Source organism: Mesorhizobium sp. CNPSo 4684, assembly GCF_057784315.1.
In genome coordinates, this window is sequence record NZ_JBWLUX010000019.1 from 56,652 (window position 1) to 71,284 (window position 14,633).

General features: G+C 60.0%; 6 protein-coding genes and 1 pseudogene. 2 read left to right on the forward strand and 5 right to left on the reverse strand.

Annotation, left to right across the window (positions count from 1 at the left end; translation table 11 throughout):
* The first annotated feature begins 26 nt into the window (after positions 1-26).
* The gene (locus tag AC04SG_RS19085; protein ID WP_488552304.1) at positions 27-557 is read left to right on the forward strand and encodes an exopolysaccharide production repressor protein; all 531 of its coding nucleotides are present in this window, start codon (positions 27-29) and stop codon (positions 555-557) included.
* Positions 558-1,718: 1,161 nt separating this feature from the next.
* On the opposite strand, the gene AC04SG_RS19090 is transcribed toward AC04SG_RS19085, so the two are convergent.
* From AC04SG_RS19090 to AC04SG_RS19110, 5 genes and pseudogenes are all read right to left on the reverse strand, one after another.
* A complete protein-coding gene (locus AC04SG_RS19090) occupies positions 1,719-1,931 on the reverse strand; it encodes a cold-shock protein (protein WP_488481525.1) in 213 nt (70 codons plus the stop codon).
* Positions 1,932-2,139: 208 nt separating this feature from the next.
* Positions 2,140-2,364, reverse strand: a complete 225-nt coding sequence (locus AC04SG_RS19095) for a hypothetical protein (protein ID WP_488552305.1) — start codon at positions 2,362-2,364, stop codon at positions 2,140-2,142.
* A 122-nt stretch (positions 2,365-2,486) separates the two neighbouring features.
* Positions 2,487-3,158 carry a hypothetical protein gene (locus AC04SG_RS19100; RefSeq protein ID WP_488552306.1) on the reverse strand — a complete coding sequence of 224 codons (672 nt, stop codon included), beginning with the start codon at positions 3,156-3,158 and terminating at the stop codon, positions 2,487-2,489.
* A gap of 1,166 nt (positions 3,159-4,324) precedes the next feature.
* A complete protein-coding gene (xopAD, locus tag AC04SG_RS19105; RefSeq protein ID WP_488552307.1) occupies positions 4,325-12,331 on the reverse strand; it encodes a XopAD/skwp family type III secretion system effector in 8,007 nt (2,668 codons plus the stop codon).
* Positions 12,332-13,002: 671 nt separating this feature from the next.
* Positions 13,003-13,209, reverse strand: a pseudogene (locus tag AC04SG_RS19110) (ATP-binding protein); the annotation flags it as partial.
* Between the two features lie 691 nt (positions 13,210-13,900).
* Here AC04SG_RS19110 and dcd point away from each other — a divergent pair.
* A complete protein-coding gene (gene dcd, locus AC04SG_RS19115) occupies positions 13,901-14,467 on the forward strand; it encodes a dCTP deaminase (RefSeq protein WP_488499313.1) in 567 nt (188 codons plus the stop codon).
* Positions 14,468-14,633: the final 166 nt, after the last annotated feature.

Below are 14,633 nucleotides of genomic sequence, written 5' to 3' on the forward strand. Positions count from 1 at the left end.
CCAATGCCGAGCCCGCGACAGCCACGTTGAACCCGAAGCTGTCTCAGCTGCTGCGCCTGCGATGTCAGGGCAATGCCCCCAGCGGGATTATTTGTTCGTACTCTTTAAACACGCGGCTCAACCAGCCGAGGGTTCTACAAGCGAAAGGTGGAATTGAGGAAATGGCCGCAGCCCGATTTGTTAGCGGCATGGTCGGCACGTTGGCCGTATTTGCGGTCGCGACGTATTGCCTGACCGGCTCGTTCATCGCCATGTTTGTGCAAGCCGGTCTGTGCTTTTTGCTCATGCAGGTCGCATATTCCTTGGCAGTGCTTTATCTCGTCTGGAAACAGGGCCTGGCGCCGGCAGTCGCACTAGATCCAAACATGCCTTTGCAACAGCTGGACACAAGCCTAAGCCAGCGTGGCAGACTTACCTGCGCCGAGTTTCGCACCGAGCGTCAACATGGAGGCGAGCCAAGCTCTTGCGCCGAGCCTACGCAAGACAACACCGTCGCCACAGTCGAATCAGAAGACTCGCATGCGATCATGATGTCCGCCACATCCACTTCGATATGAGCGAGAGGCTGGTTTGCGTCTTCCATGCAGCCTGTAGAGGCAGGCTAGACTGAGACGACCGCCCGGCCGCTCGTCGAGGCCCAACCTCGGGACACTACACCACCCGGGTTGCTGGCGCGCGTTTGGAAGCGGCATTGGCAGCTAAGCACCATGAGCAGAACCGAAGATGCGGGGAAATGGGAGCGCTCGCGCTCGGAGTGCCAGCGCAAGCCAGCCGCTTTGTTCGTGAGCTCGTGCCGCAGCGTGGCATGTCCATTTCCTTGATTGCCGGCCCGACGGATCGTTTCGCTTATAGGCTTGAGCTTTGAACGAGGCCAAGTTCCATGGCTCCGGCCTCGGCCCGTACGCCGACAGGACGCGGCTGATCAATAGCGGTGCCTGATGACGGTCGCGGTGGCGACGTACTTGCGCCAGCAGTTGCCAGGCGTCGACCTCAAGCACCTCGGTCAAGAACGCAATGACGTCCGGGCGGCGTTCACCGCCCAAATCGCTTTGGAGCCGCCGTGCCAGGTTGCGCGAATGGCCACAGGAATCTGGCCTGCCTTTTGCAGCGGCACGAGAAAGTTCGCCGCCACGACCAAGACGAAAGCTAGACCGCCAGCGCTGCCGTCAAAGACATTCTGCTTTCGGCCGCCCGATGATCGTGCGGCGATTCAGGAGGTGCTCGAGGCCGCGAGGCGTGCACTTCGAAGACAGGACCCTCACCTAAGCGGCTCGGCTAACTCAGGCTATTACGGCTGCTCCCTTGTCGCCCAAGTGGGCAAGCTTGAGCTGTCGGTTTCCGCGGGTAACAATCCTTCCCCCCCAAGCCGGGCGAGGCACTGAGAGAAACACCGGTATCGGTAGATCCTTTGTCTGGACTTTGCCCCTCTCGACAGCGAGCGAAACGGCCCATTTCGTCAACGTCGGGTGAGGACGGCGCGGCCGCGATCACACTTCCGTCTTCTCCGAGGGCTGGCTTTGAGAGGGATCGGGCAACATGTAGTTCGCGGTTTCGTTCAGCCTGGGACCAGCTCGGCTTCACTCGCAAACGTCCTTGGCTCACAATAATTCGCGGCGGCTGGCAACAATCTGCTACCCCGGTCTGCGGTCGAGCCCGTGTCTCGTTCGCATCCGGGGCGTGGCGCGTCCGGCAGGCTCCTGCCGGCCGCTGGAGAAGATTCAGCCAACTTTGCTAAGGTTGCCAGCGGAGGACTTGCCGGTGCGACGGTCCTGTTCGATCTCATAATTGATCTTCTGGCCGTCGGTGAGGGTCGAAAGGCCCGCGCGTTCGACAGCGGAAATGTGGACGAAAACATCCTGACCGCCATTGTCGGGCTGGATAAATCCAAACCCCTTGGTGCTGTTGAACCACTTCACTGTTCCAGTCGCCATATGCGTATTCCTTTGTAACAATTGCAACATTGACAGGCCATTAGGTCAGGCCGACTTCTTACCAATACTTCGGTGTTAGACCATACAAAAGCGAAAAATCGCCGAGTCCGGCTTGGCTAACGGCACGAGTTTGACGCACCCCATTAACTGGCGGAATAGGAGAGTTGCCCGCCAGCGGCGGGGTGTCGGTCTGTACGGGTTTTCCGGTTCAGGAAGGTGAAGTCCTACACAGGGAGGCGCAGGGCATCGCCGGCATGGGCAAGTTCAGATACATGAAGTCCTGCGCGCGGTTCTCCTGGGTGACATAGGCCACCCCGTGAGTTTGGTGGGGCTGTCGTGATATACTTTGGTTGGCGGTCTTGCCGCAGATCGCGCTCGCGGCGGCAAAGGCAGGTGAAAGATTGGCGGTGATCACCATGGCGCGCTTCGGCACTTAGACCGCCCCGGATATTCCCATCACAAACACTCCTTGCGATGCAGCCACCGCACCCTGCCGTCTTGCTGTTCTGATTCGGATAAGTGGCAACCAGCCCGCAAGTGAAAATTCGTGATCTTTCAGCGGCGGCCGAAGGCGAGGACCTCAGCTGTGTAGGTCTCCACCACCAGGCTGAAGGGCTGGTTCCCTCCACTATAGAGGACGGCCCGCTGCCGAAGCACCTGGTGGGGAATGGCCAGCACCCCCTTGCCCTCCGCCGGCAGCGGCGCGTCCATCTCCCATCCTTTGGGCAGCGGCGACCACAGCAGCTCGGCGCTAATGGTCTGGCGGCGAAAGTGCAGTGGCTGGACCACCTTGCCGAAGGGCTGGTCGGTGGTGTCGAGTATCTGGTTCATCTGCGGTGTGAGCCGCGACGGGACGTACCAGTTATCGGCTTCGGAGAGCACTACCGCGCCACAGGCGAGCTGCACATGGCGGTACCGCACGGGTTCGTCAGCGCTGATGCCCAATGCCTCACGGCCATTTTCCGGCAGCAGTTTGTCGTCGCCCTTCACGCGATGGGCGACGATTTTCGCTTCCGGCGCCAGCCCGTGGTCACCACACCATCGTTCCAACGTGAGCGTGGCGCTGGGGTGGCTGAGCAGATCAGCGTTGAGGGTTTCCAGCAGGGCCAGCGCCTGGGTGCGCGAGGCCGTATCGTTGGTGAAGGGGCCGCGGGCCCCGGAGGGTGACGAAACCGTCACCATCAGGGCGAGGGAGGCCGCTGCTGCGATGAAATTTCGAGTACCCATGCTAGGAAATCCTTTGCGTTGCGTCACGAGGGGCGGCTGCAGGAACGCAGCCCGCGGATTGAAAAACATGGCGCCAGCCGCGACAACGAAACGCATCGTGTGCGCGACCGCAGATCGTTCGATGTATCCTGATGTCGGGCGGCAACCACCTGGTCAGGCTCGGTAGGCTCGAATGCCATGTTGCCTGCCCCTTCGCGCCAAACACCGCCATGTAGGGAACGCCATGACGGTGAGATTTGTCTGCGGCCGGGACGCTGGGCAGTACGTTCTGCGAGTGCATTCCGCGCATGAGCTCCACGCACGTCCGTCGCTCGCCGTGTTCCAGTTCCGGGGCGTATGCTGCTGGATCCGGCTGGCCCAACAACGATCCCCAAGGCGCTTGCTTAAAGGGGAATGCGGCTTGCTTGATTGACGCTTGACGCTGGCGAATGAGCTGGTGAACCCAGGTCCGGCCAAAGATTTGCCGTATCCAACTATCGGCCGACAACTGGCCCCTTTGATCCACCTCCACCCAAAAGTCCGTCGAATTGGCATTGTGTGGCGCAGCGGCGGGTTGTTCCGCGTCATGCAATCGCCAAATCTCGTCTTGATCGAAACTCGATTTTGGCGACGCAGCCGGCTGATACACTGGCTGGCCAGAGTTGGTCTCTGTGGCTCGCGAAGTACCCTGCGCCTGGCTCTGACGGCAGCGCTCAAGCATGCTCAACCCTTCGGCCCCTTGTTGCCCGGGAACAACTTCCGAGCAAAGTCGCGGAGCAATCGGACTGAATGGATTGAAGTGGCTCGGGTCCACGTTTAGCGCCTACGTTTACAATCAGGTATGCACGGCGCCTTCCTGCTACTCTGGCTAGCTGTCGAGACGCTGACGAACAGCTTGCTGTAAAGGGAGCCCTTGAAACGGAGCGGAGCGGCATTCGCTCAAGCCTGTCCACTCGTCAATGGATCTGCATGCAGTTCTCGAACGCCGTTGCTTCGTCCCATCATTCTCGACGATGGTATCAAAGCCGAGCGACGGGATTCCGGGCCGCTCGCGCACCGACATCAGTTCGCGGGAGGCGTTGCAAGAGGACGTCGAGGCGACGCACTGACAGGACCGCCTTATTGCATCCGGTCGTCGGCCGGATGCAGGAGGTGGAGAAGCTGAACGGCAACCGAGCGGCTGGCCATCATGGTGCCGCTTCCTCCAAGCCGGAACGAGCTTGGGCCTGCCTCCCCTCACCGCAAAGATGGGCGTGGAGCGCGGTCAGGCAAGCATTCGCGCTCTTGAGATCCCGCTGGTGCTGCGGGGCAATGGTGAGGTCAGCGAGCTTATAGGCGGGATTGCTCGCGTGCATCAGGTTAGTGATGGCCTGGTCGTGGTCGGCGGTTTGCACCTTCGGACCCTTGCGTCTCAAGTTCCGCTTGATCACGTCCTCGCTGGTATTGAGCCAGATCGAGACCGCCTTCTCGCCAACATGATGTCGGACTTCGTCGATCATGAATGCTTCACCACCGGTTGCGAGCACAGCCGGTCCTTGTTCGAGCGACTGCCTGATCTGGTTCACCTCAAGATCCCTGAAATGCGCCTCGCCATCCTCAGCGACAATCTTGGCTATGGACTTGCCGGTCTTCGCTTCGATTTCTCTATCGGAATCGACAAACCTCAGCCCTAGTCGTTTGGCGAGGGCACGGCCCACACTGGACTTCCCGGCGCCCTTCATGCCGACGAGCACGATCGATCGCGCATCGAGGGCGCCAAGAATCTCTGTTGCCAGCGGGGAGTGCTCCGCGCGTCGTTGCGGCGCTACGTGCAATCGACGAGCCAGGCTTGCACCAACTGTGCTATCCGCGTCGGCGTCCCAGTGAGGGATCGCTAGGGCTCCGTCGGGGATGACGACCTTGTTGCAGGCCTGTCGCACGCGCTCCAAGAGTTGCTCGGCTATGGACTGATCCAGGGGTTCATGGCTTTCTCGCTGCAACTCCTGCAGCTTCTGCAGCTCCTTGTAGGTGTCGTGATTGTCGATTTTGGCCTTGTAGCTGTCCGCCGTATGGAACTCCACCTCGAACCGGTAGCCGCCCGGCGTGGCGAAAACAGTCTTGATGCCGACGAAGGTGGGCGATCGCGACCTGAACCAGTTGGTCGTGCTGACTTCGGCATAGCCGCTCTCGTCGAAGGCCAGAATGGCTTTCTTGAAGGCACGTGTAAAATCCTTATCAGGGAATTCGAAGACGTGGCGTACAGCGTTGCTGATCAGCTGGGCGCCAGTCTCGAACGAGGCCTCCATGCCGACAAGGTGGTCGGTCATCGAGCTTTCCGATCTCAAACGCTGAGCAAGGTGGGGCATCTCCACCTGGATATCGGCGCTTCTGAGTGCCTCGGCAACCGCGATTGCCGCCGGGGTGATGTCTTTCTCTTCGGCTTGAGCGCGGGAAGCCTCCATTTGGGCGCGCAGTACGGCCTGCTCGCGAGTCAAGGTCATTGTCATGACGGAATCGTCGGCAACAAGTCCCCGGCGCGAGGGTTCAGGCAGTATCCCTCGCTGGGAAACAAGTTGGATCGAGGCTTGCATGACGGAAGCCGCCAGCGTCGGATTGTCCTTCAGATCGTGCAATGTCGCGTCGACATCGAACCGGCCCTGGTTGAGGGCAGCCGCAATGCTCTTGGTGTAAGGCACTGGTTTCAACCCTGGTATCTGTTGCAGCAGGCGCCCAAGGTACCTGCTCTTGAACATAAAGATGTGCGCGCCAGTGTCGGACTTATAGGCGTCAGTTCCCACCTTGATACCCAGGCTCATGAGATTGTTTGCGCTTTGCACGAGGTCACGCGGATTGTAACCATCGGGCCGCGGGTCGATGCGCGCAGGGTAACGGTCGACGAGGAGCTGGATGCGGTCTCGTAGCCGAGGTGTTGCAGAATAGGTCTCCGCCAGCTCCGGGAACAGCTCGCAGAGCGATTGGCTCATTTCGAGCTGTGGTTCGCTCACGCTGGCGGCTGTTGCGGGGCCGACTTGCTCATCCAGCCTCGCGGCCCACACCTCGAGCTCGCCGAGGAGCAACTCGGCCATCTCGCGTGCGACTGGATGGTCTGCCAGCTCTATCTCGTGCTGCGCCCTCTCGAGCTTGTCCTGGAGATCCTCAGCACTGACCTGTTCCTGCTCCAACAGGCCTCGGATGTCGCGCTTGAGTTCTTGGTGAAGACCTTCGTAGGTGCCGAATATGGCACGCTCGGCAAACCAGCGTCGGCCTTGATGCGATTGAGCCAGGAAGTTTCGCTGCAGGCCGGTATAGATCTCCAGAACATTGCGCGTGGCGGCCAGGATCTGGCTGGCGCGGCCGAACTTGTAGCGACCGTCCTCAATCGCCGGGGTATGCGACTTTGGCGGCTTGAGAGAGCGCAGTCCGCGAGCCTGCTCCTCTTCGTCGAATTGCCTGACATGCTCGTAAAGCTGCGGCCGGTCGCCGACGATGATGAGGCTGTCTCCGTCGAAGTCACCGTCAAGTTTTTTCTGTTCACGGGTCGGCACGGCAATGAGCGAGCCCGGGGCAAATACCTCGGTCGCCTGCAGGATGCCGAGGCACTCAAGCGGCGTGTCCTCCTTGACGCGGTCCTTGCCCGAGGTCCAGCTCGAATGGCACTTGACGTCCTCGGCAGACAGGATCAGGCCACGGTCGGCGTAGGCTGCCGGCCACATCTTATCCGGCACAACGATCAGGATGCCTTTGGCAAAAAAGGTCGGATCGTCGGCCGACAGTTCGTTCCCCTGCTTCTGGGCGACGTTGAAGCTGTATTGGATGGCCGTGCAGTTGTCGAGAAACACAGCGGTCGGATCCCCCTCGACGGCCGACTTGACTCCTTCGGCCGCAAACGGGCGCAGGTTCGGCTTGTCATAGGGCGAGCGCCCGATCAGCACGCCGCTCGTCCCCGCCAACATCTCGCTCTTGAGCGTTGGCACATGGAGACTCTCATCACTGGAGGGTACGGCAACGGCGCCGGGACCGTCGATATGTCCGGCGGTCACGGTGCGAAACAGATCTTCGGCCGACAGCTCTTGGCCATGTCGGCTCTCGAGCCAGGTCATGGCTTTCTCGCGTGCCTCGTCCGCCACCTGCTCGCCGCGCGGATAATGTTGCAGCGCCGAGACTGGCAGGCATGATTTCCTTCCCTCACCATAGGCAGGCACGCGATCAGGACCTTCCTGCTCGCCGGCGCGACGAACAGCCGGCATACGTTCGGCCAGCGAGGCCCTGATGAAGCCGCAGCCGTCATGCGGTCGCAAGGCGATCGGGCCCGCCGGCCCAGTCAGCCTGAAGGGATGCTCCTGGTTGGCGGGACGATCCGGCAGCAGCGACAGTTTGAAGGCGCCTTCCAGCGCGTAGTCGTGAACCCCCAGGCCCTTGATTGCCGGCGGCGCGGCAAAACCCCTGCGCTGAGTGTAATAATATGCCTCCTTGAAAGGAGCCCAGGCACGCGACAGCTGCTCGAAGGCGGTGCCCGGTGCGGTATCGGCATAGGGAATGGCCAGCAGCTTTCCCCCGGAAGGCTTTGCTGCGTCGCCTGGAGCACGGGCTGCGATCTGAGACACGGTCAATCGCGGTGGCTTCAACTTGCTGCCGCCGAACAGGTCCATGCGGTATGGCACCCCGTTGACGTTCACCGTGCGCGCCAGCATGAAAGCGCTCGGGGTTCCTGGCAGCTGCACCGCAACGACCGGCAAAGCTCCCGAGGTCAGCCGATGAAAAATCGAATACCGTTTCTCCGGTTCCGTGGCCAGCGGCCGGCCCTGCATGTCCACCACCGGCAGCTGCATCAGTCCCGCCTCACCCTGCGGCGGTCTGGGCTCGTGATCCATGCTTCGCAAGACCTGATGCACGTCGAACACCGACGCAGGATGTTGGGCCTGGATCGCCGCCGCATCCTGCTCCATGAATAAGTCGAGGGCATCAACTGGACTTTCCGCCTCGATCTGCGCGATCAGGTTCCAGCTCATGCTGGAAAGGTCGCCTTCTATGAGGCCGCGCGTACTGTCCAGGATCTCCTTGGTCTTGAACTCAAGCTCTTGCTGCCTCACCCGCAAATCGGACTTCTTGCCCTCGACATACGGTGGCCTGAACAATCTCTCCAGGACCGCCCGGGCCTTGAGCGTCTGATAGATCGACAAGGCGGGGCAGCGGCTGGCGAGCGGACCGCGGGTCCGTTCCGCATCGCTTGCGTTCAGATGCGCCTCGATCTTCTGCTCGACCACGGGTTGGAGGTCGTTGAGCAGGTTGAGGGCCTGCGTGCGGTGCCAGCGCAGGGCCTTTTGCGGGCTGCGCGCCAGCGGCAGCAGAGCAGCACACAGATTACCCATGGTTTCCAGATCGTTCTGGGCCGTAAATTCAGGGGCTTGACGCAATTCCGCGAGCCGGTTCAAGCCTGTCGGTGCGAGCAAACCGAAATCATCAGACAGGCGAGCCTTGCCCAGCGCCTTGAAAATGGTTGTGATGTGCAGAACGCCAGCCTGTGCCAGGCGATCACTATCGTAGTGCAGGTGGTGGGCGAGCTTATGCAACCGATCCTTCGGCAGAGCAGCGTCCGGAATGTCCCCGCTGTCCTCTGCCCTCATGATCATTCGTGATAGAGCATTGGCGAGAATAGTCAGCTGGGGGGTGGTGAACACACCGAATCGTTGCCCTCGCGTGCCCAATGCGCGCGCAATGTCCATCGTGGACTGCCGGCACGCCTCCTCTTCCGGCCACTTGGTGAATCCGTTCATCAAGGTCGCCACGACCTGAGGAGCGAAATCGGCGAACTGGCGCTTACGCGCTTCCCCGGCGATCACGGTCGCGGCTTTGCGACAGTCCTCTTCATCCGGCCACTTGCTGAAGCCGTTCAACAGGTTCGCTAGACCCAGGGGGGAAAAATCAGAGAGTTCGGCTCGGCGAGAGACCTCACCGGCAATCGCGCGTGTTGCATCGCGACAGCCCGCCCCTTCCGGCCACTTGCTGAAACCATTCACCAGATTAGCCAAGTGCTGGTGGGCAAAATTGGAAAGTTGGGCGCCGCGGCGAAGGAGTTCACCCGCAATCGCAAACGTCGCATCGCGGCATTCCGGCGCTTCAGGCCATTTGCTGAAGCCATTCACCAGATTTGCCAACTCCAGCGGATCAACCCCAGAGAGCAAAGAGGCGCGGAGAAAGACCTCATGCGCGATCGCGATCGTGGCTTGCTGGCACTCCGCCTGATCTGGCCACTTGCTGAACGCGTTCACCAGGTTCGCTAGCTCCTGCGAAGGAGAAAGCCGGATATCACGGTCAACAACTTCTCGTCCGATTGCGACGGTGGCATCGCGACAGTCGGGTGCCTCCGGCCATTTGCTGAATCCATTCGCCAGATTAGCCAAGTGCTGGTGGGTAAAATCAGAGAGCTGGACGCCGCGGCGAACGAGCTCATCGGCGACCGCGACCGTGGCGTCGCGACAGTCCGGCGCCTCCGGCCATTTGCTGAAACCGTTCACCAGGTTCGCTAGCCCCTGCGGAGCAAAGTCAAAGAGCTGGCGGCGGCGGACCTCGTTGGCGACCGCAACCGTGGCGTCGCGACAGTTCGGCTCTTCCCGCCATTTGCTGAAACCGTTCACCAAATTAGCCAGATCTTGTTGATTAAAGTCCCTGAGCCGGGGACTGCGAAGGATCTCGCTTGCGATCGCGGCAGTGGCTTGGCGAGATGCCGCCACTTCCGGCAACTTGCTGAAACCGTTGACCAGGTTGGCCAGCTCGTGCGGAGCAAAATCGGAGAGCTGGCGTTGGCGGATTTCCTCCGCGATTGTGGCTGTCGCCTCGCGACAATACGCCCCGTTCGGCCACTTGCTAAAAGCGTTCGCCAGACTAGCCAGGTGCGAGCGCGTAAAATCAGACAGTCGGGCGCGGCGGGCAAGGACCTCATGCGCTATCGCGTCCGTTGCTTGCTGATTGCCCGCCTCTTGCGGCCATTTGCTGAAACCGTTCGCCAGGTGCACCAAGTCCTGGCGATTAAAATCAGCGAGTCCGACGTCGCCGCGCGCGGTGCGACGACTAACCTCGCCGGCGATCGCGACTGTGGCATGGCGAGAGGCGGCCTCTTCCGGCCACTTGCTGAAACCATTCACCAATGTCGCCAGCGCCTGCTGAGCAAGATGAGGGAACTGGTCGGCGCGGCGAAAGACCTCACCGGCGATCGCGCGCATTGCATCGCGACAGTCCGCCCGCTCCGGCCATTTGCTGAAACCATTGACCAGATTAGCCAGGTGCTGGTTTGCAAAGTCACGGAGTCGGGCGCCGCGGCGAAGGACCTCGCTGGCGATCGCGCTGGTGGCTCGGCGAGATGCCGCCTCTTGCGGCCACTTGCTGAAGCCGTTCACAAGATTTGCCAGACCCTGATGATCAAAAGCAGAGAGCCGGTCGGGGCGGCGACGGACCTCACCGGCGATTGCCGCAGTGGCGCTGCCACAGCCCGCCTCGTGCGGCCATTTGCTGAAGCCGTTCACCAGGTGCACCAGGTCCTGGGGATCAGACTCAGAGAGCTCGAACTCGCCGCGCGCGGCACGGCGACTGACCTCGCCGGCGATCGCGACTGCGGCTTGGCGAGACGCCGCCTCTTCCGGCCACTTGCTGAACCCGTTCACGAATGTCGCCAGCGCCTGCTGAGTAAGATGAGGCAACTGGTCGGCGCGGCGAAACACGTCACTTGCGATCGCGCGTGTTGCATCGCGACATTCCGCCTGTTGTGGCCACTTGCTGAAACCGTTCACCAGGTTGGTCAAGTCGTGGTGATTAAAATCAGAAATTTGGACGCCGCGGCGAATAACCTCACTGGCGATCGCGGCTGTGGCTTGGCGATAGTCCGCATCGTGCGGGATTTTGCTGAACCCGTTCACCAGGTTGGCCAGCTCCTGTGGGGTAAAATGCGAGAGCCCTTGCTCGCCGGCGCGGCGAGAGAGTTCTGTAGAGATTGCGACTGTGGCTTGGCGATAGACATCCCCTTCCGGCCATTTGCTAAAACCGTTCACCAGGTTCGCCAGGTCCTGGTGATTAAAAGCAGAGAGCCCGGACCCGCCATGGGCGGCGCCGCGGCCCACCTCACCGGCGATCGCTCCGATGGCTTGGCGAGACCACTGCTCTTCCGGCCACTTGCTGAAACCGTTCACAAAGAGCGCAAGATGCTGCGGAGTAAAATCAGACAGCCGGGCACGGTGGTCACGACGCAGGACATCGCCGGCTATCGCGCCTGCGGCTTGGCGAGAAGCCGCCTCTTCTGGCCACTTGCTGAAACCCTGCACCAGGTTCGCCAGTTCCTGGTTAGTGAATTCAGAGAGCCCGGCACGGCGGTCGCGGCGAAGAACCTCGCCCGCGATGTCAACTGTGGCTTTACAAAAGACCTCCTGTTCAGGGCACTTGCCGAAACCGTTCACGAGGTTCGCCAAGTCCTGGTGATTAAAAGCAGAGAGCCCGAAGTCATCGCGAGTGCGGCGAACAACCTCACCGGCAATCGCTCCGGAGGCCTGGCGAGACCACTCCTCTTCCGGCCACTTGCTAAAACCGTTTACGAGGTTCGCAAGATGCTGCTGCTTAAAATCAGCGAGCCGGAAACGCCGGTCGGTGCGGCGACGGACCTCACCGGCCACGGCTTCAGTGCCGGCACGAGTTTCCGGACATTCCGGCCACTTGCTGAAACCGTTCACCAGCAACGATAGACTTTGACTATTCAGCGCCCCTAGTGCCCTGCCATCATCGCGGCAAAATTCGGCGATTCTGATTGTTCCGTTGCGGCATGTTCTCGACTGCGGATTCCGACTAAATGATGCCGCCAAGAGCGAAAGGGCCTTGGGGTCGACTTCACGTAATGATGCATTACGAAGCTGCGACACCCGAGCTGCCATCGCCTTGCAAGCTTCGATACCTTCCTGACCTCCGGTCTCGCGACTGACCGCGTTGCATGCGGTGGCGTAGCCCCACGATTTCCCGCGGCGGATATCGTCGTCGAAGCGAGGGACGAATTGATTTCTGAACTGTGCGGCGGCCTTTTGCAGGAAGGCTGCATGGATCTCGTCGCCCGCGTCCTGCAGCCGTCTGTCATGCTCCACCACTGCGCATGAGAATCCCACGATGTCATGGGCGTAATAGATCGCGTGTAGAGCTTCGTTAGATTGTGCCTCTGAGATTGCAGTTTGCTCGCCCTGCATGGCGACATCATCCAGGCGCCGCCGTTTAGGTCTGCGCTCCAGGCCGGATACGGGTTGCCTGCGCGACGAAGGAACACGTAGTTGCGAACTCCTAGACGGGTCGGCACTGCGGCCCTCGGCACTCCAACGCGCCGAACTTTCTTCCCGACTTGTCGCGTCCCGTTGCGGCAAGTCGACTGGCCGGCCATCACGCGCGTTAACGGAGGAATCGGCTGACGTGCGGCGCCCGACATCGGTGGCCGAAGGCGGCCGTTGAGCGGAGGACGATCCTGACTCTCTATCGTGGGGGCGCAAGCCCTGCACGACAGAACCGAACGCCGAGCCATCCTTTCCACTGCCCCGATCTGATTCAGCGGGGGACCAGTGCGTGCCTGATCCGCTGGGCGCATTCAAACGTCGGCCAACTCCCGTCAAATCCGTCTCCTCTGTAGGCGACAATGCCGGTTACAACGCTTGGCACACACGGTCCCGCCGCGACGGCCGAAACCGCTTTGTTTCGACACAGCAGGGCGGAACTCCTCACGCTGCGCCGGCGAGGAACCAGTCCGCCGTAACCACAGCATTGCGCGCTTCGACACCAAAAATACCCCCTGCACCTGACGTAAGCCTGACCTAGAACCTGCACGGCCGCGATCGTGGATTTATTGTCGGCAGCTGATGGAAGCTTTTTATCGCAGGTGTTGGGTCATGAACTCGGCTCGATGGCGGAGCGATAGCTCGATCCTTCGATCTGGACGACAACCACGTGGTGAAGCAGCAGATCGAGAAGTGGGGTTGCGACGATAAGGGCGCCGAAGACCTCGCCCCAGGGAAAGCCGCGATTTTGAAGTGAGAATCTTGGCGCCCTCGTAGCAGGCCTTAACGAGTGGGAAAAACAGTGCGGAATACTTGCGCGTTAATTTCCGGCCGCAGCCGTCGCGACGGCTCCCAGCCGGGGGCGACTATATTTGACAACCCCGACGAACGGGCGTAGCGCTTGTGCCTGACACCGATATCGGGTCAACATGTAGTCCCGTAGAGACATTGGCACCCCAAAGAAAACAAGCTGAAAACACAGAACCCAAGAGCGGCCCGCCCCTCCACAAGGTGGGCCGTTCGCATTGGGTTAACGGGATGTTAACGCCCGACCTTCGACACTCAGAACAAAATGTGATTCGACCAGTTGGCCAAAAACTGGCATTTTGTTCTCGCTTTGTTCGGGCGCAAGCCTGGTGCAAGGAAACTGTTGAAAACAAGTGCGATGGATAGGCAAATCAGCCGCCCTAGCTCAACTTGGGTTCAAAAATCATATGCAGCCTGGCTGAGGAGGTTAAATCAATGAAGGTTCGGGTTAGGCACGTAGGTCCTGCGACGCACCCTAGTGAGGTAGTGGTTTCTGTGGACACCACTACCGGCGCTGAACATTTGGTTGTGAATCAACGTTCACTTAAGGACAATAAATTAGAGATTGGCTATCCGATAAATAGTCATGATTCGAACCTGCTTGTTGAGCTTCCGCGTGAAACCATCAACGGATCATGGAGAGTATGGGTGCCACAAGCATCGGTAGAATAGACATGGAGGGGCGGGATGATACTGACTGACAGGGAAATCCAGATCGCTTTGCAAAACGAAGCGATCATTATCGATCCCGCCCCTGACATCTCCTTCTACAGCTCGACCAGCCTCGATCTAACCCTTGATCGACGTCTGACCCTTTTCAAAGACCAGAAGACAGGCATTAACCTCTCTATTGATCCTTCGCAGAAGGGATACAATCACGAAGAGGTAATGGCGGAAATCACTACGCCCGTCGATATCGATGAAGAGCACGGGTTTGAATTCCCGCCCCACCACATGATCCTGGCTTGGACGCGCGAGTTCGTGGAATTGAAGTTCCAGTCTCGGATAGCTGCTCGCGTTGAGGGGAAAAGCTCTCTTGCAAGATTAGGGATCGGAATTCATCTAACCGCCCCGACCATCCATGCAGGCTTCGCCGGCCAGATCCGGCTCGAAATGGTCAATCACAATAAAGTACCGGTCAAACTGCGGACTGGGATGAAAATTTGCCAGCTGATTTTTGAGCAAACTCTGGGCACGCCGGTTCGTGGGTATGAAGGCCGCTTCGCGGGTCAGACTACAACAAAAAAAGGCTAACACGTCGAAGCGTTCATGGCAGGCGGTTAGCTACGCAACATTGTTTGCATACCTCTGATTTTTTTGAGTCGATCATTTCGCCGCGCCGGGCGTCAGCGCAAAATCTTGCACGCATTCCTTGGATAAACGGCTGCTCAAGCCTATATTTCCCAGCATCCCTGCCATG